Below are 20,420 nucleotides of genomic sequence, written 5' to 3'. Positions count from 1 at the left end.
GAGATTGACACTCGGCAGGTTGGCGTAAATTTCGAACTATGTCAACGGGTTGATGCGTTCCTGGGCAGGCTTGGCTGAATGCGTGTGCAGCCAGTCGCGGGTATGGATCTCATGTCGGCCTGAGAGCGCCTTGGCCACGGCGATCACCGCGCCGTGGGTGCTCAACGAAGAGGGCAGCGCCAGGATCAGTACGACCACCGCCGAAGGCCCCGCCGCCAACCAGCGCCAGGCCGGCAACGGCGGCCTGTGCCATGGCCAATGGCGCAGGACCAGGATCGAGCCGGCTGCTCCCAGCAGGAATCCGCCGACCACTTCGGAGAGCGAATGGGCCTGGAGCGGAAGCCGGGACCAGGCGATGAGCGCGGCCAGTGCGAAGCCGGCCAGGGGAAGCCCGCGCGCGGCCTTCCGGCCGGTGCCCAGCACGGCGAACAGGAGCGGATAGATGCAGGCCGACATCGCGGCGTGGCCGCTGAATCCGGTGAAATCGAGCGCAGCCGAGCCGATGCCCCAGCCCATGAAGGCGATCTTCGAGGCCAGCACCACCATCGAGGTCGACAGGATCGCAAGACCCACGTGCACGGCGGTCCGCCCAGGCAAGGTCCTGGAGTGCCAGGCGATGGCGATGAGCAGGGCCGCGGCGGGCAGCAGCCATTTGCTGTTGCCCAGTTCGGTGACCCAGGTCCAGGCGTGGGGCATGCGGATGGATCGAAGAGGTGGCCGCCGAGCATAGGCGGTACGGCATGGCTGGAAAATGAGCGGGACGACGGGCGGCCGATACTTCGTGACGTTTGGAGCCTTGATTGATGCCGGCCGATGCCGCATTTCGCGTGCAGGATCATCCGGGTGGAGGCGATGGTCCCGGTCGTGCCGCCAACGATGCGGGCGGGACGATCCGGTCAGGACGCATCGCGATCCCCGGGAAATGAATGTCAGCGACTGAACAGGTACAGGAAAGCGTCACGGTCAGGCTCGATGTATGGCTTTGGGCGGCGCGCTTCTTCAAGACGCGGAGTTTGTGCAAGCAGGCCATCGAGACGGGCAAGGTCGAGGTGGGCGGGCAGCGGCCCAAGTCGTCGCGCGCCGTCCGGGTCGGCGAGCAGGTGCGCATCAGCCGGGGCGACGAGGTATTCGAGATCGTCGTGCGCGGGCTCAGCGAGCAGCGGGGGCCGGCATCGGTGGCGCAGCAACTGTATGAAGAAAGCGAGGCATCGCGTGCGCGGCGGGCCGAGGCGCGGGCGCTGCGCGCCGCCGAGCGCACCGGCTACCAGCCGCCGGAACACCGGCCTGACAAGCGCGCGCGGCGCCTGATCCGCGCGCTGGGCGACATCGACGCGATGTAGGAGCGCACGCGAACGGGCGGGGTACGCCCGGGCCGCCATGCGGCGGTACCGGAAGCGCCTGCAGGTCCGGTAAGCGCTGATCTTGCATTGGACGCAGCAAAAAACGCCCCGGCCAGGCCGGGGCGTTCCCGTTGCTCCCTTTGCCGAGGGATCCGTGGTCAGGCCAGGTCGAAGCGGTCCAGGTTCATCACCTTGGTCCAGGCCGCGACGAAGTCGTGGACGAACTTCTGCTGCGCATCCGAACTCGCGTAGACCTCGGCCACCGCGCGCAGCACCGAGTTCGAGCCGAACACCAGGTCGACGCGCGTGCCCGTCCATTTCGGCGCGCCGGTCTTGCGGTCGCGGCCTTCGAACACCTCGCGTGCCGGCGAGGTCGGCGCCCATTCGGTGTTCATGTCGAGCAGGTTGACGAAGAAGTCGTTGCTCAATACCCCGGGCCGGGCGGTGAACACGCCATGCCGGGAGCCGCCGACGTTGGCGCCGAGCACGCGCAGGCCGCCGACCAGGACCGTCAGTTCCGGCGCGGTGAGCGTGAGCAGTTGCGCGCGGTCGATCAGCAGGTGTTCGGCCGGCACCACGTAACGGCCCTTGAGGTAATTGCGGAAACCGTCCGCGAGCGGTTCCAGCGGCGCGAACGAATCGACGTCGGTCTGTTCCTGCGAGGCGTCGCTGCGGCCCGGCGAGAACGGCACCTCGATCGGCACGCCGGCCTTCTGCGCGGCCTGCTCGACGCCCACGCCGCCCGCGAGCACGATCAGGTCGGCCAGCGAGACCTTCTTGCCGCTGCCCTGCGCGGCGTTGAACTCGTTCTGGATGCCTTCGAGGGTCTTGAGCACGCTCGCGAGCTGCTGCGGCTGGTTGACGGCCCAATCCTTCTGCGGCGCCAGGCGGATGCGCGCGCCGTTGGCGCCGCCGCGCTTGTCAGAGCCTCGGAAGGTGGAGGCGGAAGCCCAGGCGGTCGAGACCAGTTGCGGGATCGTCAGCCCCGACGCGGCGATCTTCTGCTTGAGCGAGGCGATGTCCTCGGACGTGACGAGCGGATGGTCGACCGCGGGGATCGGATCCTGCCAGATGAGCTCCTCGGCCGGCACCTCGGGGCCGAGATAGCGCGCACGCGGGCCCATGTCGCGGTGGGTCAACTTGAACCAGGCGCGCGCGAAGGCGTCGGCGAACTGGTCGGGGTTTTCCATGAAGCGCCGCGAGATCTTCTCGTAGGCCGGATCGAAGCGCAGCGACAGGTCGGTCGTGAGCATGGTCGGGCGCCGCTTCTTCGACGGATCGTGGGCGTCCGGGATGACAGCCTCCGCATCCTTGGCGACCCACTGGTGCGCGCCCGCAGGGCTCTTGGTCAGCTCCCACTCGTACTTGAACAGGTTCTCGAAGAAGTGGTTGCTCCACTGCGCCGGCGTCTGGGTCCAGGTCACCTCCAGGCCGCTGGTGATCGTGTCGCCGCCCTTGCCGGTACCGAACTTGTTCGACCACCCCAGGCCTTGCTGCTCCAGTTCGCCGGCTTCGGGCTCGGAGCCCACGTTGTCGGCCGGGCCGGCGCCATGGGTCTTGCCGAAGGTGTGTCCGCCCGCGATCAGGGCGACGGTCTCCTCGTCGTTCATCGCCATCCGGCCGAAGGTGTCGCGGATGTCCTTGGCGGCCAGCAGCGGGTCGGGATTGCCGTCCGGGCCTTCCGGATTGACGTAGATCAGGCCCATCTGCACCGCGGCAAGCGGGTTTTCGAGATTGCGCGAATGCACGTCGCCATCGGCGGCGTTGTCGGTCACCAGCACGCCTTCGTCGCCGGGCTTGTCCACGCCTTCCGAGCCGTGCGCGTAGCGGACGTCGCCGCCCAGCCAAGTGGTCTCGCGGCCCCAGTACACGTCCTGGTCGGGTTCCCAGGTGTCGGGACGGCCGCCGGCGAAGCCGAAGGTCTTGAAGCCCATCGATTCCAGCGCGACGTTGCCGGTCAGGATCATCAGGTCGGCCCAGGAGATCTTCTGGCCGTACTTCTGCTTGATCGGCCACAGCAGGCGGCGCGCCTTGTCCAGGCTGACGTTGTCCGGCCAGCTGTTGAGCGGGGCGAAGCGCTGTTGTCCGCGACCGCCGCCGCCACGGCCGTCGCCGATGCGGTAGGTGCCGGCGCTATGCCAGGCCATGCGGATGAACAGCGGCCCGTAGTGGCCGAAGTCCGCCGGCCACCAGTCCTGGGAATCGGTCATCAGCGCGTGCAGGTCGTTCTTGAGCGCCTGGTAGTCGAGCTTCTTGAACTCCTCGGCGTAGTTGAAGCGCTTGTCCAGCGGATTGGACTTGTCGGAATGCTGGTTCAGCAGATCCACGCGCAGCTGGTTCGGCCACCAGTCCTTGTTCGTGGTGCCGCCACCGGCGGTCTGGTGGAAAGGGCACTTGGCTTCGGTTGTCATGGCTTCTCTACCTGGTTCGTACGCACTTGGGTGACCGCTCGGTATCCGGTCCGGGAGCCGGGCACCGGGAACGGATGTTTCAGTCGTGGCGCTGCAGCTGTACCGGATCGGACAACGACGGGGCGTGCGGGGCGAGCATGGGCCAAGCGGGTGCGGCCGCCGGAGCATGATGGAAGATCACGGCATCCGGAGAGTTGGCAAGACGATCGATCGGCGGGCTCATGGCGGGCTCCTCACGGTGCAGACACGATAAGGAGCGCCGATCGTTTGTTGAATTCGAATAATTTGAATATTTCAATAGTTCTCGGCTATGGCATGGAGGCGCTCGCCATGCGGCGCCTCCAGCCCAGAACAGCCGAGCCTAGCGGTTGCCGCCCAGCAGGCTGCCGCCGATCTTCAGCAAGTCGCCGACGCCGAGCTGGCCGTCGCCATCCTGGTCCAGTACCTGCCCGAGCAGGCCGGACACGCTGCCGTCGGCGCGGGCCTGCTGGTGCTCCTGGCCGAGCGCCTGGCTGAGCTGGCCGACACTGCCGCTGCCGCCGCCAAGGAAGCGCTGGGCGAGGAAGGACATCACGATCGGTGCGAGGATCTGCAGCAACTGCCCGGACTTGCCGCTATCCAGGCCGGTCGCCTGGCCAAGCCCGCTGGCGGCCTGCTGGGCGTTGCCGCCGAAGATGTGGCCGAGGATGCCGGCGCCGTCGGTCTGTGGCGTCGAAGCGCCGCCGAGCACGGAACCCAGCAGGCCGCCCAGGTCGAGACCGCCGGCGGACGCGCCGGCATGGTCGCGTTGCAGGGCGCCGAGCAGGGCCTGCGCGCCTTCCGGCTGCTGGGCATTGCGGCCCAGCGCGCCGAGCAGCAGCGGCACCGCGCTGGAAACGGCGGACTGCGCCTGGTTCGGGTCCACGCCCAGTTGCGAGGCGATCTGCTGGATCCCGGAACCTTGCAGCTGCTGCAGCAGGCTGCCGGCAAGCGAGGGGTTGTTCATGGCGTTTCCTGGGCGATGCCGGGGACGGCGGGACACCGAGCCTAGCAGAACGGCATGTCGCCGGAACGAAGGGCCAGGGGCGTCGTCATGGCTGCCCGGAGCGCCTGGGCGAACGCCTGGCGGCGGGTCCCGAGAGGTCGCCGGCGGGCCGGTGCCGGCCTTCGTTGCCGGGTCCGGCGCCTGCATGTCGAGGCTATGCTGGCAAGTCCGCCATGGAGCCCGCGCATGACCGTTCGCGCCACCCGCCTGCTGCACCTGCTGGACGAACTGCGACGCCGGCGCGCGCCCGTGCGCGGCGCGCAGCTGGCGGAGCTGCTCGGCGTGAGCCTGCGTACGCTGTATCGGGACATCGACGCGTTGCGCGGGCAGGGCGCCGACATCGTCGGCGATCCCGGCGTCGGCTACCAGCTGCGCCCGGGATTCCTGCTGCCGCCGATGATGTTCTCGGCCGAGGAGCTGGAGGCGTTGCTGCTGGGCGCGCGTTGGGTGGCCTCGCATGCCGACCCGGAGCTGGCGGCGGCCTCGGTCCGGGCGCTGGACCGCGTGGTCGGCACCTTGCCCGACGGCCTGCGCCTGCAGGTGGAAACCAGCGGGCTGTTCGCGCCCGACTGGAGCCCGGTGCCGCCCGAACCGTGGTTGCCGGTGCTGCGCCGCGCGATACGCGATGGCCACGTGGTGCGGCTGCGCTACGGCGATGCGCAAGGCCGGTCCAGCGAGCGGAGGATCTGGCCGTTCGCGATGGCCTTCCTCGCCGACATGCGCCTGTTCGCCGCCTGGTGCGAGATGCGCGCCGATTTCCGCCACTTCCGCGCCGACCGCGTGCTCGCCCTGGAGGATACCGGCGTGCGCTACCCGGACCAGCGCCACCGGCTGCTGCGGCGTTGGGAAAAGCTGCGCTTGCGCCGGCGATTGCCGCGTCCGGTCGCAGACTGCTGACAGCGGTTGTCAGCAGCGGGGGAACACACTGTCTGTTCCTTCCGATGCCCAATGCAGGAGCACGCCATGAGCAGCACGCTGACCTTCTACACCCATCCGATGTCCCGCGCCCGCATCGCGCGCTGGATGCTGGAAGAGACCGGCCTGCCGTACGAGGAGGCGGTGCTGGACTTCGGCACCACGATGAAGTCGCCCGAGTACCTGGCGATCAACCCGATGGGCAAGGTGCCGGCGATCCGGCATGGCGATACGGTGGTCACCGAGAGCGCCGCGGTGTGCGCCTACCTGGCCGAGCTGGTGCCGGAGAAGCGGTTGGCGCCGCCCGCGGGCTCGCCCGAGCGCGGCGACTACTACCGCTGGCTGTTCTTCCTCTCCGGGCCGGTGGAGGCGCTGATAACCGCCAAGCACGCCGGCAAGCTCGCGCCGCCGATGAACGCGGGCTACGGCTGCGAGCAAGACGTGCTGCGCACGCTGGAGCAGGCGGTGGCCGGCAAGACGTATCTGGTCGGCGACCGGTTCACCACGGCCGACCTGATGATGGCCTCCTTCCTCAACTACTACATGATGATCGGCGCGCTGGAGAAGCGGCCGGCGTTCGAGGCCTATGCCGCGCGGCACGCGCAGCGCCCGGCCGCGATCGCGGCCAATGCGCGCGACGACGCGCTGGCGCCCGCGCATCCGAATCCCGCGATGTGACGCCAGCAGTGCCGGCCGCTTCGTGGAGGCGGCCGGCGCGTCGATGGAAGCGCTCCGCGCTACAGCAGCGACTTGACCCGGTAGAGCGCCTCGAGCGCTTGCTTGGGGGTCAGCTCGTCCGGATCGAGGGCCTGCAGCGCGTCCAGCGCGGCGGAGTTCGGCGCGAACAGGCCGAACTGCTGGGGCGCGTCCAGCGCCTGCGGGGCCATCTGCGCGGCATGGCTTTCGCTGCCGCGCTGCTCCAGTTCCGCCAATCGCCGGCGCGCCTGCGCCACCGTGGCCCTGGGCAGCCCGGCCAGCGCGGCGACCTGCAGGCCGAAGCTGCGGTTGGCCGGCCCGTCCTTGACCGCATGCATGAACACCAGCGATTCGCCGTGTTCCACCGCGTCCAGGTGCACGTTGGCGATGCCGCTGGGGCCGCCCTCGAAGGTCTCGTCGGCCAGCGCGGTCAGTTCGAAGTAGTGCGTGGCGAACAGCGTGTAGCAGCGATTGACGTGCGCCAGGTGCCGCGCCACCGCGTCGGCCAGGGCCAGGCCGTCGTAGGTCGATGTGCCGCGGCCGATCTCGTCCATCAGCACCAGCGAGTGCGGCGTGGCGTGGTGCAGGATGTAGCTGGTCTCGGCCATCTCGACCATGAAGGTCGACTGGCCCTTGGCGAGGTCGTCGCCCGCGCCGATGCGGGTCAGGATGCGGTCGATCGGGCCGATCACCGCGCGCGTGGCCGGCACGTAGCTGCCGATGTGCGCCAGCAGCACGATCAGCGCGTTCTGGCGCATGTAGGTCGACTTGCCGCCCATGTTCGGGCCGGTGATCACCAGCATGCGGCGATCCGGGTGCAGGTCCAGGTCGTTGGGCTCGAACGGGTGCTCGCGCACGGCCTCGACCACGGGATGGCGGCCGCGCTCGATGCGCAGGCAGGACGCGGTCTCCAGTTCCGGCCGGGACCAGTCCAGCGCCTGCGCGCGTTCGGCGAAACAGGCGAGCACGTCCAGCTCCGACAGGGCCGCCGCGCAGCGCTTGAGCGGTTCCAGTTCGGCGCCGAGCGCGTCCAGCAGCTGCTCGTACAGCAACTTCTCGCGCGCCAGCGAACGCTCGCGCGCGGACAGCACCTTGTCCTCGAACGCCTTCAGTTCCTCGGTGATGTAGCGCTCGGCGTTGGTCAGGGTCTGGCGGCGGGTGTAGTGCACCGGTGCCTTGTCGGCCTGGCCCTTGCTGATTTCGATGTAGTAGCCGTGCACGCGGTTGTAGCCGACCTTCAGGGTCGGGATGCCGCTGCTTTCGCGTTCGCGGACTTCCAGGTCGATCAGGAACTGGTCGGCGTGGGTGGAGAGCCGGCGCAGCTCGTCGAGCTCCGCGTCGAAGCCCTCGGCGATCACGCCGCCGTCGGAGAGCTTCAGCGGCGGCTGTTCGGCGATCGCCGAGGCGAGCAGGTGCGCGGTCGCGTCGTGCTCCCCCAGCTCGGCATACAGCGCCTGCAGGCGCGGCGAGTCCAGCGATTGCAGGATCGCGCGGACTTGCGGCAACAGCCCCAGGCCATCGCGCAGGGTGGAGAAGTCGCGCGGGCGCGCCGAGCGCAGCGCCACGCGGGTCAGGATGCGCTCCAGGTCGCCGAGCGCGCGGAAGGCCTCGCGCAGGTCGGCGTCCGCGCCGCGGTCGATCAGCGTGCCTACCGCGTCGTGGCGCTGGACGAGCACGTCGCGCAGGCGCAACGGGCGGTGCAGCCAGCGGCGGAGCAGGCGCCCGCCCATCGGCGTGACGGTGCTGTCGAGCACGCCGAGCAGGGTGTTGCGGGTATCGCCGTCGACGCGGGTGTCGAGTTCGAGGTGGCGGCGGGTGGCGGCGTTCATCGCGATCGCTTCGCCGGCCACTTCCATCGCGATCGAGGTCAGGTGCGGCAAACGCTGTTTCTGCGTTTCCTCGACATAGCCGAGCAGCGCGCCGGCCGCGGCGGTGGCGCGCGGCTTGTCGTCGATACCGAAGCCGGAGAGGTCGTGCAGCTTGAAGAACGCCAGCAACTGGCGGCGGCCGCTGTCGGCGTCGAACAGCCACGGCGGACGGCGCCGCACGCCGTTGCGCTGGCGCAGGAATTCCGGCCAGGCTTCCTCGTCGGGGATCAGCAGCTCGGCCGGCTCCAGCCGGGCCAGTTCGGCTTCCAGCGCATCGTCGCTGTCGACCTCGTTGACCAGGAAACGGCCGCCGGCCAGGTCGGCCCAGGCCAGCCCGTAGCCGGTCTTGCCGCGCGAGAGCGCCATCAGCAGGGTGTCGCGGCGCTCGTCCAGCAGGGCTTCGTCGGTGACGGTGCCGGGCGTGACGATGCGCACCACCTTGCGCTCGACCAGCCCCTTGGCCAGCGCCGGATCGCCGATCTGCTCGCAGATCGCCACCGATTCGCCCAGCGCCACCAGGCGCGCGAGATAGCCTTCGTAGGCATGCACCGGCACGCCAGCCATCGGGATCGGCGCCCCGCCCGAGCTGCCGCGCTGGGTCAGGGTGATGTCGAGCAGCCGCGCCGCCTTGCGCGCGTCGTCGTAGAACAGCTCGTAGAAATCGCCCATCCGGAAGAACAGCAACAGGTCGGGGTACTCGGCCTTGGCGGCGAAGTACTGCTTCATCAAGGGCGTGTGCTCCGCGCTTCCCTTGGTCGGGCGCGGTGATTCGAGCGATACGGTCATCGAGTGCAATGGACGGCTGTGGGTCGCCGGTGGCGATGGCCGCCCATTGTAGCCTCGGCTTGGCCTGGCCCCGCCGATCGCCGGGGCTCGGGCCGGTGCTCTTCGCAGGCTCCGCACGCGCCGGATGCATCGCGACGGCGAATCGCCGCCATGGCATCCGTGTCGATCGCATCAGCGGGCGCGTGTTCCCCGGGCATCGACGCTCCAGGCGCCTGCGCCGAATCCGACCACTTGCAGGAGGCCGCCCGCGATCGCCACGTTCTTGAGGAAGTGGATCAGCTGGTTCGTGTCGCCGAACCGGGTGTGGAACAGCAGCGCGGTGGCCAGCGTGAAGGCCGCCATGACCGCGGCGACCAGCCGGGCCCGGTAGCCGATGACGAGCAACAGGCCGCCGCCCACCTCGATGGCGGCGGCGAGCGCGAACGCCAGGCTCGGGAACGGCGCGCCGACCGAGGCGATGTAGCCGATGGTGCCGGCCGGATCCATCAGCTTCCCGATTCCTGAAAAGAGGAAGAGGGCGGCCATGAGCAAGCGGCCGAGGGCCGGGGCGTAGTCCGACGACTTGTCCATGGCGGGCTCCGTGGTGGATGCGGGCCCGATTGTAGAGCCGGATCGGCGCGGAAAGGGGGCAGGCGATCGCCAGCCATGGCGGTTCCGGTCCGGACCGGCCGGATGGCGATGGCGTCGCCCAGCGGACGGCCGAGGCCGGGCGGACCGGCCCGCCGCCGGATGGGTCGAAGCACCACGGGGAGTCGCAGCGACCGCGGCGCCGGGTTCACCCGCCGCGCGACGTCCTGGGATGCAGCAGGCTCGGGAACGCGCGCTGCACGCAGTCCTCGCGTTCGCAGGTGAGGCAGCCGGGGCCGATCGGTACCGCGTCGTCCAGCGCTTTCAGGTCCCAGCCGCGCGAGTAGATCCACTGGTCGGCGTGGCGCAGGTCGCAGCCGACCGCGAGGGCGAAGGTCTTGCGTGGCCGCCCGTAGCCCGGCTCGCCGCTGCTGACCTGCCGCGCCAGCCAGAAATAGGCGCGCCCGTCCGGCATGCGCGCGATCTGGGTGAGGATGCGGCCGGGCTGGTTGAAGGCTTCGTAGACGATCCACAGCGGGCAGGAACCGCCCACGTGCGAGAAGTGGAAATCGGTGGACGAGTGGCGCTTGGAGACGTTGCCGGCGCGGTCCACGCGCAGCAGGAAGATCGGCAGGCCCGCATGGCCGCGCCGTTGCAGCGTGCTCAGGCGATGGCAGACCGCTTCGAAGCCGACGCCGAAACGATGCGCCAGCCAGTCGATGTCGTAGCGGGATTCCCGCGCGCTGCGCAGGAACTCGCCGTAGGGCATGACCAAGGCGCCGGCGAAGTAGTTGGACAGGCCGATCCGCATCAACGCGGCACGCCCGGGGTCGTCGAAGCCGGCGTCGGCGATGCGCGCGTCGAGCAGCGATGCGTGTTCCAGCAAGGCCAGCTGCGCCGCCATCTGGAACGCCTGCTGGCCGGGCTTGAGATGGGCGGCCAGCCACAGCGTGCGGTGCGCCGGATCGAGTTCGCGCTTGGCGTTGGGCAATGGCGCCTCGGTCGTTTCCACGACGATGCCGTGGCGGTCGGCCAGGCGCTGGCGTAGCCGGCCGACCAGGCTGGCCGGGGTCAGGCCCAGCTCGGCGTAGAGCGCTTCGGCGCTGTCGTCCAGTTCGGCGATGTGGTTCTGCACGCGGTTGAAGTAGTCGCGGACCTGGTCGCCCGGCGGCAGCAGCGGCGCGGCGGCCTGGGCGTTGCCCAGCTGCAGCTCGAGCGCGGCGGCGCGTTCGTGCAGGTGGCGGTGCTGCCGGTGCAGGTCGAGCAGGGCGTGGGCGACCTGCGGCAGGCTGCCGGCCAGCAGGCGCAGCTCGCTGGTGGACAGGTTGCCGCGGCCGAGCGCGCGCAACGTCCGGTCGAGCGGTTCGACCAGGGCGCCGGGATCGCCTGCGTCGAGCAAGTCGCCGATGTCGCCGAGCACCTCCTGCAGGCGCCGCTGCACGTCCAGCGTCAGCGGCCGCTGGTTGCGCTCGATCTGGTTCAGGTAGCTGGGGGAGAGCTGCAGGCGCCGCGCCAGCTCGGCCTGGGTCAGCCCATGGAGGCGGCGCAGGCGCTGCAGGCGCAGGCCGAGCTGGCGATGGGCTTGGCTCATGATTCGCAATATTCGCAAGATCTCGTGCCGATCTTAGCGCGATTAAGCAGATTCAAGGATGAAATTGGCGTCCGGGATGCGAACAATGCGAATGTTCTTCACATCCAGGTCCCCCGCCATGAGCGACTCCGCTTCCCGTGTCCCCTTGCTGATCGACGGCGAGTTCGTCGAGTCCACGACCGCCGACTGGAAGGACGTGGTCAATCCCGCCACCCAGCAGGTCCTCGCGAAGGTGCCGTTCGCCACCTCGGCCGAGGTCGATGCCGCGGTGGCTGCGGCGAAGGCGGCCTTCCGGACCTGGCGCAAGACCCCGATCGGCGCCCGCGCCCGCATCTTCCTCAAGTACCAGCAGCTGATCCGCGAGAACATGAAGGAGCTGGCGGCGCTGCTGACCGCCGAGCAGGGCAAGACCCTGCCGGATGCCGAGGGCGACGTGTTCCGCGGCCTGGAAGTGGTCGAGCACGCGGCCAACATCGGCACGCTGCAGATGGGCGAGTTGGCCAACAACGTCGCCACCGGCGTGGACACCTATACGCTGCTGCAGCCGCTGGGCGTATGCGCCGGCATCACGCCGTTCAACTTCCCCGCGATGATCCCGCTGTGGATGTTCCCGATGGCGATCGCCACCGGCAACACCTTCGTGCTCAAGCCGTCCGAGCAGGACCCGCTGGTGACGATGCGCCTGGTCGAGCTGGCGCTGGAAGCAGGCATTCCCAAGGGCGTGCTCAACGTGGTGCATGGCGGCCCGGACGTGGTCAACGCGATCTGCGACCACCCGGACATCAAGGCGGTCTCGTTCGTCGGTTCCACCAAGGTCGGCACCCACGTCTACCAACGCGCCTCGCTGGCCGGCAAGCGCGTGCAGTGCATGATGGGCGCCAAGAACCATGCCGTGGTGCTGCCCGACGCCAACAAGGAGCAAACCCTCAACGCGATGGTGGGCGCGGCGTTCGGCGCGGCCGGGCAGCGCTGCATGGCGGCCTCGACCCTGGTGCTGGTCGGCGAAGCGCGTGCATGGATCCCCGACCTGGTCGCCAAGGCGAAGACGCTCAAGGTCAACGCCGGCACCGAGGCCGGCACCGATGTCGGCCCGCTGATCTCCTGCGCCGCGCGCGAGCGCGTGGAGGGGCTGATCGCCTCCGGCGTGGAGCAGGGCGCGAAGCTCGAGCTGGACGGCCGGAATCCGGCGGTGGCCGGCTACGAGAAGGGCAATTTCGTCGGCCCGACGATCTTCTCCGGCGTCAAGCCGGGCATGCGGATCTACGACGAGGAGATCTTCGGGCCGGTGCTGGTGATCCTGGAGGCGGAGACGCTCGACGAGGCCATCGCCCTGGTCAACGCCAACCCCAACGGCAACGGCACCGCGGTCTTCACCCAGTCCGGCGCGGCCGCGCGCAGGTTCCAGGAAGACATCGACGTCGGCCAGGTCGGCATCAACGTGCCGATCCCGGTGCCGGTGCCGCTGTTCTCGTTCACCGGTTCGCGTGCCTCCAAGCTCGGCGACCTCGGCCCGTACGGCAAGCAGGTCGTCACCTTCTACACGCAGACCAAGACCGTGACCGCGCGCTGGTTCGACGACGAGACGCTAGGCCACGGCGTCAACACCACGATCAACCTGAAGTGATGCCATGAACGCCGCCATGCAGATGCCGTACGACACCACCGAACCCAGCGAGGAGCAGCAGGCCTTCCGCGAGGCCGCGCGCGACTTCGCCATGAAGGAACTGGCGCCGCACGCCGCGCGCTGGGACGCCGAAGGCGAGTTCCCGCGCGAGGCGCTGCGCAAGGGCGCCGAGCTGGGCTTCTGCGGTCTTTACACGGACGAGGCTTACGGCGGGCTGGGCATGAAGCGTCTGGATGCCGCCATCGTGTTCGAGGAAATGGCGGTGGTCGATCCTTCGACCTCGGCGTTCTTCAGCATCCACAACATGGCGACCTGGCTGATCGCCAGCTTCGCCCAGGACCCGGTACGCCAGCACTGGGGACCGTTGCTGGCCAGCGGCGAGAAGCTGGCCTCGTACTGCCTGACCGAGCCGGGCGCCGGTTCCGATGCCGCCTCGCTCAAGACCCGCGCGGTGCGCGACGGCGACGAGTACGTGCTCGACGGCAGCAAGGCGTTCATTTCGGGCGCCGGGGCCACCGACGTGCTGGTGGTGATGGCGCGCACGGGCGAGGAGGGCGCCCGCGGCATCAGCGCGTTCGTCGTGCCGGCCGACGCTGCCGGCATCGCCTATGCGCGCAAGGAGGAGAAGATGGGCTGGAACAGCCAGCCCACCCGCGGCATCAGTTTCGAAGGCGTGCGCATTCCGGCGCAGAACCTGCTGGGCAGGGAGGGCGAGGGCTTCAAGCTGGCGATGAAGGCGCTCGATGGCGGCCGCATCAACATCGCCGCGTGCTCGCTCGGCGCCGCACAGGGCGCGCTCGACGCGGCGCGCCGCTACATGGGCGAACGCCGCCAGTTCGGCAGGAAGCTGGCCGATTTCCAGGCGTTGCAGTTCAAGCTCGCCGACATGGCGACGCAATTGGTGGCGGCGCGCCAGATGGTGCATGCGGCCGCGCGCAAGCTCGACGCCGGCGCGCGCGATGCCACCGTGTGGTGCGCGATGGCCAAGCGCTTCGCCACCGATGCCGGCTTCGCGATCTGCGACGAAGCCTTGCAGATCCATGGCGGCTACGGCTACATCCGCGAGTACCCGGTCGAGCGCCTGCTGCGCGATTCGCGCGTGCATCGCATCCTGGAAGGCACCAACGAGGTGATGCGCATGATCGTCGCGCGCCACCTGCTCAACACCGAGGAGGAACTGCGATGAGCGACTGGTCGCAACGCGGGTTCGCGGGCCTGGAGGTCGAGCGCAATGGCCACGTGGCGGTCGTCACGCTGAGCAACCCTCCGGCCAATACCTGGACCGTGCACAGCCTCGCGGCCTTGCGCGACCTGGTGAAGGCGCTGGATGCGGATCGCGACGTCTATGCGCTGGTGATCGTCGGCGACGGCGAGAAGTTCTTCTCGGCGGGGGCCGACCTCAAGCAGTTCGCTTCGGGCGACAAGGCGGCCGCGCGCGAGGCGGCGCGCAGGTTCGGCGAGGCCTTCGAGGCCTTGAGCGCGTTCCGTGGCGTATCGATCGCCGCGATCAACGGCTATGCGATGGGCGGCGGGCTGGAATGCGCGCTGGCCTGCGACCTGCGCATCGCCGAGGAACACGCGCAGATGGCGCTGCCGGAGGCGACGGTGGGATTGCTGCCGTGCGCCGGCGGCACCCAGAACCTGCCGCGCCTGGTGGGCGAGGGCTGGGCCAAGCGCATGATCCTGCTCGGCGAGCGCGTCGATGCGGCGACCGCGCTGCGCATCGGCCTGGTCGAGGACGTGGTGGGCAAGGGCGAGGCGAAGGCGCGTGCGATCGAATGGGCGCATCGCGCGGAGAAGCAGAGCCCATCGAGCGTGGCGGCCTGCAAGAGGCTCGTGCAGGCCACCCGCACCGGCACCCATGCCGCGGCGCTGGTGGCCGAGCGGGAGGCGTTCGTCGACCTGTTCGATACCGCCGACCAGGTCGAAGGCGTCGCCGCCTTCCTGGAAAAGCGCAGTCCGCGATGGAAGAACGCATGAACGCCCCGCACGACGCGCAGGCGCCCGTTCTTTTCGAAGAGCGCGAGGCGGACAATGGGCGGCGTATCGGCATCGCCACGCTGAACGCGCCCAAGTCGCTCAACGGGTTGTCGCTCGAGATGACCCGCCTGCTCGATGCGCAGTTGCGGCGCTGGCAGGACGACGCGCGCATCGCCTGCGTGGTGTTGCAGGGCGCCGGAGAAAAGGCGTTCTGTGCCGGCGGCGATCTGCACGGGTTGTATCGCAGCATGCGCGAGTTCCGCGACTCGGGCGCGACCGATGTCGGCGCCAACCGTTATGCGGCCGCTTTCTTCGCGGAGGAGTACCGGCTCGACTACCGCATCCACACCTATGCCAAGCCCATCCTGTGCTGGGGACACGGCATCGTGATGGGCGGCGGCATCGGCCTGATGTCCGGCGCCAGCCATCGCGTGGTGACCGAGCGGTCGAAGCTGGCCTTCCCCGAGATCGGCATCGGCCTGTTTCCCGATGTCGGCGGCAGCTGGCTGATGCGTCGCGTGCCGCGGGGCGCCGGCCTGTTCCTCGCGCTGACCGGCGCGCCGTTGAATGCGGGCGATGCGATCTACGCGGGCCTGGCCGACGCGTGCGTGGACAGCCAGCGGCACGCGGACGTGCTCGATGGCTTGCGCATGCTGGACTGGAGCGGCGATGCCGCCTTGGACCACGCGCAACTCTCGCAATTCCTGGATGGCATCGCCCATTCGCCCGAGCCCGGTCCGCTGCAGGCCCATGCCGACCTGATCGCGCGGATCGTGGCGCGGCCGGTCCTGGAGGACGTCGTTGCCGCGATCGAAGCGATCGACGACGAGGATGCGTGGTTGCAGGCGGCCCGCGCCACGTTGCGCGCAGGCGCCCCCGGTTCGGCGCGATTGGCCTGGGCGCTGCAGCACAACGCGGCCACCGACGATCTGGCCGACACCTTCCGCGTCGAATACGTCGTGGCGCTGCACGCGGCGGCGCATGGCGACTTCGCCGAAGGCATCCGTGCGTTGCTGATCGACAAGGATCGCCAGCCGCGCTGGAACCCGGCCACGCTCGCCGAGGCCGACGAACATTGGGCCGCGCGTTTCTTCGAGGCGCCATGGCCGGCAGCGAAGCATCCGCTGGCCGACCTGGCGTAGAGGCCGGTGCCGGCGGCAGCCAGCCGCTTCCGCAACCGGCAAACTGACATCACCTATCAGGAGGGCTGAACCAATGAGCCGTATCGCTTTCATCGGACTGGGCAACATGGGCGGCCCCATGGCCGCCAATCTCGTCAAGGCCGGCCATGCGGTGCATGCCTACGATCTGGTGCCGGCCGCGCTGGACGCTGCGGTCGCCGCGGGCGCATCGGCCGCCGGTTCGGCGCAGGCCACGCTGGAAGGCGCCGAGGTGGTGATCTCGATGCTGCCGGCCAGCCGCCACGTCGAGGGCCTCTACCTGGGCGACGATGGCATTCTCGCGGGCATTCCCGCCGGTGCGCTGGTGATCGACTGCAGCACCATCGCGCCTGCGACCGCCCGCAAGGTTGCCGCCGCCGCCCAGGCGCGCGGCCTGCAGATGATCGACGCCCCGGTCTCGGGAGGTACCGCCGGCGCCGCTGCCGGCACGCTGACGTTCATCGTCGGGGGCGAGGCCTCCGCGCTGGAGCGCGCGCGCCCGGTCCTGCAATCCATGGGCAAGAACATCTTCCATGTCGGCGACAGCGGCGCCGGGCAGGTCGCCAAGCTGTGCAACAACATGGCGCTGGGCGTGATCATGGCGGTGACCGGCGAGGCGATCGCACTGGGCGTCGCGCACGGGCTCGATCCCAAGGTGCTGTCGCAGATGATGGCGGTCAGCACCGGCCGCAGCTGGGCCACCGAGGTGTGCAACCCGTGGCCGGGCGTGCTCGAGAATGCGCCGGCTTCGCGCGGCTACAGCGGCGGTTTCGGCAACGACCTGATGCTCAAGGACCTGGGTTTGGCGGTCGAAGCGGCGATGAGCACCGGCGCTTCGATCCCGCTCGGCGAGCTGGCGCGCAACCTCTACGCCATGAACAGCCGTGCCGGCAACGGCAAGCTGGACTTCTCCAGCGTGGTCAAGCTGGTGGCGTCCCCGTAGACGGGCCGTGCCTGCCCGGCCCGGGACATGCATCGATGCCCGAGCCGGGCATCGTGGGTGTAATAGTCTCCGCTCGCGGCTGCGCATAAGGTGCGCGCATCCAGCAGGGCCAAGACGATGGGACACGACCACAACCACGCGCCGAGCACGATCCGCCACGAGAAGCCGCTCTGGTGGGCGCTGGGCCTGACCGGCGGCTTCATGGCGGCCGAGATCGCCGGCGCGTTCATCACCAACAGCCTGGCCTTGCTCTCCGACGCGGCGCACATGGCGACCGACACGCTGGGCTTGATGATCGCGCTGCTCGCGGTGCGGCTGAGCCGCCGCCCGCCCGATGCGCGCCGCACCTACGGCTACGCCCGCCTGGAAGCGCTTGGCGCCTTGGCCAACGGCGCGCTGCTGTTCGCGGTGGGCGCCTACATTCTTTGGGAGGCGGTGCAGCGCTTCCGCGAGCCGCAGCCGATCGCTTCCACCGGCATGCTGCTCATCGCCGCGCTGGGCCTGGTGGTCAACCTCATCGCGATGCGGCTATTGCAGGCCGGCAGCGGCGAAAGCCTGAACGTCAAGGGCGCCTACCTGGAAGTGTGGAGCGACATGCTCGGCTCGGTGGCCGTCATCATCGGCGCGCTGCTGATCCGCTTCACTGGCTGGCAGGTGATCGACCCGATCCTTGCCGTGCTGATCGGCCTGTGGGTGCTGCCCCGCACCTGGGTGTTGCTGCGCGAAGCGATCAACGTGCTGCTCGAAGGCGTGCCCAAGGGCGTGGACCTGGATGCCGTCCGCGCGGAGCTGTGCGCGCACGAGCGGGTGCTGGACGTGCATGACCTGCATGTATGGGCGCTGGCTTCGAGCACGCCGGCGCTCACCGCCCACGTGGTGATGGCAGAGGGCGGCGATGCCGACCTGCTGCGACGCCAACTCGGGCAGAGACTGCACGAGCGCTTCGAGATCGACCACGTGACCCTGCAGGTCGAAGCGGACCACTGCGGCGATGCCTGCAGCGTCGGCCGGCCCGGCGAACATCGCCACGACCACGACCACGACCACGACCATGGGCATGGGCATGGGCATGGGCATGGGCATGGCGCAGCAGATGCCCAGGGGCATCACGGTCCCGTGCACCGATAGGGGAAGCGTCTGCCGATGCGAAACGAAAAACGGAGCCCCGCGGCTCCGTTTTTCGTTTCGCCCAATCCGGTGAACCTGCCATCGCCTATCGGGATGACGCATGCACGATGCGCTAGACCACCGGTTCGCGCAACACCGGCGAGTCCCAGCCCGGCCTCGGCGCGAAGCGTTCGCCGTGGCGGCTTTGCAGGGCCTTCAGGCGGGCGAGCAGTGCATCGGCGCCGGTCGCGCGGATGTGCTGGATCGGGCCGCCGCGGAACGGGGCGAAGCCGGTGCCGAAGATCACGCCGGCATCGAGCAGGTCGGCGTCGGCGACCACGCCTTCGTGCAGGCAGGCGACGGCTTCGTTGAGCAACGGCAGGATCAAGCGGTCTTCCAGGTCCTCCGGGGCCTTGTAGTCGGCAGGCACCTCGGGTTTGACGGGCTTGCCGTTCTCCCACTTGTAGATGCCTTGGCCGTCCTTCTTGCCGCGCTTGCCCGGCTCGACGGTCTGCAGCGCGGCCGGGATCTGCAGGCCCAGGAACGGCGCCAGTTCCTCGCCGACGCCGGCGGCCACGTCCAGGCCCACCGTGTCGATCAGTTCGATCGGGCCCATCGGCATGCCGAACTTCACGGCGGCCTTGTCGATCACCGGGCCCGGGATGCCCTCGGCGTACGCGGTGGCGGCCTCCAGCATGTACGGGAACAGCACGCGGTTGACGAGGAAGCCCGGGGTGCCGGCCACGGGCACCGGGAACTTGTCCAGCGCCTTGCAGAAGGCGGCCAGGCGCTGGACGTTGGCCGGATCGAGGCCGTCGTGCTGGACGATCTCCACCAGCGGCATCAGCGCGACCGGGTTGAAGTAGTGCAGGCCCGCGAACTGGCCGGGCCGCGCGATGTGTTCGCGCAGCTCGACCAGCGGGATCGAGGACGTGTTGGTGGTCAATAGCGCGTCCGGCTTCAGGCGGGGCTCCACGGACTGGTACAGCTCGCGCTTGGCTTCCGGGTTCTCGATGATCGCCTCGATCACCAGGTCGGCCTGCGCGACGCCGTCCCCGGCCAGGTCGCTCTTCAGCCTTGCGGCCACGGCGGGGCGCTTGCTCTCGTCCTTGACCTTCTTGGCGAACAGCTCCTGCGCGCGCGACAGCGCACCGTCGATGAAGCGCTGCTCGCGATCCTGCAGCGTCACCTCGAAGCCCTTGTAGGCGGACCAGGCCGCGATGTCGCCGCCCATCACGCCGGCGCCGATCACGTGCACGTGCTTGATGCCCGGCGACGGCATGCCGCCGCCGTCCTTGCCGCCCAGGCCCTTCAGGCGTTCGGTCAGGAAGAAGATGCGGATCAGGTTGCGTGCGGTCGGGGTGCCCGCGAGCTTGACCACCGCGCGGCGCTCCGCGTCCAGGCGCGCCTGGATGCCGCTGCCGCCGGCGCGCTCCCAGGTGCCGATCAGGGCGTAGGGGGCCGGGTAGTGTTCCTTCTTCGCCTTGCGCGCGACCTGCTTGGTCATCTGCGGTGCGAGGATCTTGCGGGCGATCCAGGTGTTGGTCGCCCAGCCGAGCAGGCGCTGCTTGACCGGGCGCGTCGAACCGGAGAGCGCCAGCGCGATGGCGCCGTCGAGCAGCACCGCCGGGGGCGCCACCTTGTCGACCAGCCCCATGGCCCGGGCGGCGCCGGCCGAGACGGTGCGACCGGTGAGCATCAGGTCCATGGCCGCCGGCGCGCCGACCAGGCGCGGCAGGCGCGCGCTGCCGCCCCAGCCCGGGAAGATGCCGAGCTTGGTCTCCGGCAGGCCGATGCGGGTGGACGGGGCGTCGCTGGCGATGCGGTAGTCGCAGGCCAGCGCGATCTCGGTGCCGCCGCCCATGCAGAAGCCGTGGATCGCGGCCACGGTCGGGCAGGGCAGTTCGGCGAGTTTCTGGAACACGGCCTGGCCGCGGCGGATCGCGTCGTCCACCGTGCCGCGGCGGTCGTATTCCTGGAATTCCTTCAGGTCGGCGCCGGCGATGAAGCCATTCGCCTTGGCCGAACGGATCACCACGCCCTTGGGCGGGTCGATGGCGATACGCTCGAGGATATCGCCCAGTTCCAGCAGCACGTCCTGGGAAAACGCGTTGACCGGCGCGTCCTGGCGGTCCAGGCTCAGCACCACGACGCCGTCGTCGCGGATCTCGGCCTGCCAGTGACTGAATCGGAGCCCATCGAAGCCTGAGAGCATGGGTCGGTCCATCCGGATATGTATGGAAAGGCCCGTTATCATCCAGAGGTTGTTTCCTTCACGTCAAATCCCATAAGGGGTAGGGAAGCGTGCGCGCGGCGGGGCCGGATATTTCCCAGGCTTCCGTAACGCCCGTTAACCTTGGGACGGTCGCCGCTGGCGGGCGACTGAACTTTTCCATCCAACAGCGGTC

Annotated in this window: 17 protein-coding genes; 9 read left to right on the top strand and 8 right to left on the bottom strand. The window is 69.4% G+C overall.

All coding sequences use genetic code 11. The features are described from left to right. Positions 1 to 36 precede the first annotated feature (36 nt). Positions 37 to 696 (bottom strand): phosphatase PAP2 family protein, encoded by a 660-nt coding sequence (locus M3M27_RS14165; RefSeq protein WP_434026028.1) that lies wholly within the window; start codon positions 694 to 696, stop codon positions 37 to 39. 230 nt (positions 697 to 926) lie between these two features. On the opposite strand from M3M27_RS14165, the gene M3M27_RS14160 reads away from it, so the two are divergent. Beyond that, positions 927 to 1,340, top strand: a complete 414-nt coding sequence (locus M3M27_RS14160) for an RNA-binding S4 domain-containing protein (protein WP_434026027.1) — start codon at positions 927 to 929, stop codon at positions 1,338 to 1,340. Between the two features lie 158 nt (positions 1,341 to 1,498). Here M3M27_RS14160 and katG read toward each other — a convergent pair whose 3' ends face one another. From katG to M3M27_RS14145, 3 genes are all read right to left on the bottom strand, one after another. Then, positions 1,499 to 3,751, bottom strand: a complete 2,253-nt coding sequence (katG, locus tag M3M27_RS14155; protein WP_434026026.1) for a catalase/peroxidase HPI — start codon at positions 3,749 to 3,751, stop codon at positions 1,499 to 1,501. Between the two features lie 79 nt (positions 3,752 to 3,830). After that, entirely contained in the window at positions 3,831 to 3,974 is a 144-nt protein-coding gene (locus M3M27_RS14150; protein ID WP_434026025.1) for a hypothetical protein, read from the bottom strand. A gap of 138 nt (positions 3,975 to 4,112) precedes the next feature. Continuing rightward, a complete protein-coding gene (locus M3M27_RS14145; RefSeq protein ID WP_434026024.1) occupies positions 4,113 to 4,736 on the bottom strand; it encodes a DUF937 domain-containing protein in 624 nt (207 codons plus the stop codon). Between the two features lie 225 nt (positions 4,737 to 4,961). Between M3M27_RS14145 and M3M27_RS14140 the strand changes: the two genes are divergently transcribed. Beyond that, on the top strand, positions 4,962 to 5,672 hold the full coding sequence (locus tag M3M27_RS14140) for a helix-turn-helix transcriptional regulator (protein WP_140722644.1): 711 nt from the start codon (positions 4,962 to 4,964) through the stop codon (positions 5,670 to 5,672). Between the two features lie 66 nt (positions 5,673 to 5,738). Beyond that, a complete protein-coding gene (locus M3M27_RS14135) occupies positions 5,739 to 6,368 on the top strand; it encodes a glutathione S-transferase family protein (protein WP_434026023.1) in 630 nt (209 codons plus the stop codon). A 59-nt stretch (positions 6,369 to 6,427) separates the two neighbouring features. Here the strand turns inward: M3M27_RS14135 and mutS are convergent, their stop codons facing one another. From mutS to M3M27_RS14120, 3 genes are all read right to left on the bottom strand, one after another. Continuing rightward, positions 6,428 to 9,040 (bottom strand): DNA mismatch repair protein MutS, encoded by a 2,613-nt coding sequence (gene mutS, locus M3M27_RS14130; protein ID WP_434026022.1) that lies wholly within the window; start codon positions 9,038 to 9,040, stop codon positions 6,428 to 6,430. Positions 9,041 to 9,211: 171 nt separating this feature from the next. Next, the gene (locus tag M3M27_RS14125; protein WP_434026020.1) at positions 9,212 to 9,610 is read right to left on the bottom strand and encodes a DoxX family protein; all 399 of its coding nucleotides are present in this window, start codon (positions 9,608 to 9,610) and stop codon (positions 9,212 to 9,214) included. A 205-nt stretch (positions 9,611 to 9,815) separates the two neighbouring features. Continuing rightward, a complete protein-coding gene (locus tag M3M27_RS14120; protein ID WP_434026019.1) occupies positions 9,816 to 11,198 on the bottom strand; it encodes a helix-turn-helix domain-containing protein in 1,383 nt (460 codons plus the stop codon). 118 nt (positions 11,199 to 11,316) lie between these two features. On the opposite strand from M3M27_RS14120, the gene M3M27_RS14115 reads away from it, so the two are divergent. The 6 genes from M3M27_RS14115 to M3M27_RS14090 all read left to right on the top strand — a co-directional run bounded on the left by M3M27_RS14115 (position 11,317) and on the right by M3M27_RS14090 (position 18,033). Beyond that, entirely contained in the window at positions 11,317 to 12,822 is a 1,506-nt protein-coding gene (locus tag M3M27_RS14115) for a CoA-acylating methylmalonate-semialdehyde dehydrogenase (RefSeq protein ID WP_140722358.1), read from the top strand. Between the two features lie 4 nt (positions 12,823 to 12,826). Continuing rightward, positions 12,827 to 14,008 (top strand): acyl-CoA dehydrogenase family protein, encoded by a 1,182-nt coding sequence (locus M3M27_RS14110; protein WP_434026018.1) that lies wholly within the window; start codon positions 12,827 to 12,829, stop codon positions 14,006 to 14,008. After that, positions 14,005 to 14,802, top strand: coding sequence for an enoyl-CoA hydratase (locus tag M3M27_RS14105; protein WP_434026017.1), 798 nt, complete (start codon positions 14,005 to 14,007; stop codon positions 14,800 to 14,802). The genes M3M27_RS14110 and M3M27_RS14105 overlap by 4 nt, the downstream gene beginning before the upstream one ends. Then, a complete protein-coding gene (locus tag M3M27_RS14100) occupies positions 14,799 to 15,944 on the top strand; it encodes an enoyl-CoA hydratase/isomerase family protein (protein ID WP_140722349.1) in 1,146 nt (381 codons plus the stop codon). The genes M3M27_RS14105 and M3M27_RS14100 overlap by 4 nt, the downstream gene beginning before the upstream one ends. Positions 15,945 to 16,017: 73 nt before the next feature. Beyond that, a complete protein-coding gene (gene mmsB / locus M3M27_RS14095) occupies positions 16,018 to 16,905 on the top strand; it encodes a 3-hydroxyisobutyrate dehydrogenase (protein ID WP_434026016.1) in 888 nt (295 codons plus the stop codon). Positions 16,906 to 17,022: 117 nt separating this feature from the next. Beyond that, positions 17,023 to 18,033, top strand: coding sequence for a cation diffusion facilitator family transporter (locus tag M3M27_RS14090; protein ID WP_434026015.1), 1,011 nt, complete (start codon positions 17,023 to 17,025; stop codon positions 18,031 to 18,033). A 112-nt stretch (positions 18,034 to 18,145) separates the two neighbouring features. On the opposite strand, the gene M3M27_RS14085 is transcribed toward M3M27_RS14090, so the two are convergent. Then, on the bottom strand, positions 18,146 to 20,227 hold the full coding sequence (locus tag M3M27_RS14085; protein WP_434026014.1) for a 3-hydroxyacyl-CoA dehydrogenase NAD-binding domain-containing protein: 2,082 nt from the start codon (positions 20,225 to 20,227) through the stop codon (positions 18,146 to 18,148). Positions 20,228 to 20,420: the final 193 nt, after the last annotated feature.

Source organism: Xanthomonas boreopolis (assembly GCF_046529185.1).
In the GTDB taxonomy this organism is placed as follows: domain Bacteria; phylum Pseudomonadota; class Gammaproteobacteria; order Xanthomonadales; family Xanthomonadaceae; genus Pseudomonas_S; species Pseudomonas_S boreopolis.
The sequence above is the reverse complement of the archived record's forward strand: the minus strand, read 5'-3'. Positions and strand labels throughout refer to the sequence as shown.

What these genes read in the sequence shown, in the direction of transcription:
- M3M27_RS14150 (WP_434026025.1), bottom strand. Translation starts at nt 3,974, where the DNA reads ATGAGCCCGCCGATCGATCGTCTTGCCAACTCTCCGGATGCCGTGATC.
- M3M27_RS14115 (WP_140722358.1), top strand. Translation starts at nt 11,317, where the DNA reads ATGAGCGACTCCGCTTCCCGTGTCCCCTTGCTGATCGACGGCGAGTTC.
- M3M27_RS14105 (WP_434026017.1), top strand. Translation starts at nt 14,005, where the DNA reads ATGAGCGACTGGTCGCAACGCGGGTTCGCGGGCCTGGAGGTCGAGCGC.
- mmsB (WP_434026016.1), top strand. Translation starts at nt 16,018, where the DNA reads ATGAGCCGTATCGCTTTCATCGGACTGGGCAACATGGGCGGCCCCATG.
- M3M27_RS14120 (WP_434026019.1), bottom strand. Translation starts at nt 11,198, where the DNA reads ATGAGCCAAGCCCATCGCCAGCTCGGCCTGCGCCTGCAGCGCCTGCGC.
- M3M27_RS14135 (WP_434026023.1), top strand. Translation starts at nt 5,739, where the DNA reads ATGAGCAGCACGCTGACCTTCTACACCCATCCGATGTCCCGCGCCCGC.
- M3M27_RS14145 (WP_434026024.1), bottom strand. Translation starts at nt 4,736, where the DNA reads ATGAACAACCCCTCGCTTGCCGGCAGCCTGCTGCAGCAGCTGCAAGGT.
- M3M27_RS14165 (WP_434026028.1), bottom strand. Translation starts at nt 696, where the DNA reads ATGCCCCACGCCTGGACCTGGGTCACCGAACTGGGCAACAGCAAATGG.
- M3M27_RS14085 (WP_434026014.1), bottom strand. Translation starts at nt 20,227, where the DNA reads ATGCTCTCAGGCTTCGATGGGCTCCGATTCAGTCACTGGCAGGCCGAG.
- M3M27_RS14125 (WP_434026020.1), bottom strand. Translation starts at nt 9,610, where the DNA reads ATGGACAAGTCGTCGGACTACGCCCCGGCCCTCGGCCGCTTGCTCATG.
- mutS (WP_434026022.1), bottom strand. Translation starts at nt 9,040, where the DNA reads ATGACCGTATCGCTCGAATCACCGCGCCCGACCAAGGGAAGCGCGGAG.
- M3M27_RS14160 (WP_434026027.1), top strand. Translation starts at nt 927, where the DNA reads ATGTCAGCGACTGAACAGGTACAGGAAAGCGTCACGGTCAGGCTCGAT.
- M3M27_RS14140 (WP_140722644.1), top strand. Translation starts at nt 4,962, where the DNA reads ATGACCGTTCGCGCCACCCGCCTGCTGCACCTGCTGGACGAACTGCGA.
- katG (WP_434026026.1), bottom strand. Translation starts at nt 3,751, where the DNA reads ATGACAACCGAAGCCAAGTGCCCTTTCCACCAGACCGCCGGTGGCGGC.
- M3M27_RS14110 (WP_434026018.1), top strand. Translation starts at nt 12,827, where the DNA reads ATGAACGCCGCCATGCAGATGCCGTACGACACCACCGAACCCAGCGAG.
- M3M27_RS14090 (WP_434026015.1), top strand. Translation starts at nt 17,023, where the DNA reads ATGGGACACGACCACAACCACGCGCCGAGCACGATCCGCCACGAGAAG.
- M3M27_RS14100 (WP_140722349.1), top strand. Translation starts at nt 14,799, where the DNA reads ATGAACGCCCCGCACGACGCGCAGGCGCCCGTTCTTTTCGAAGAGCGC.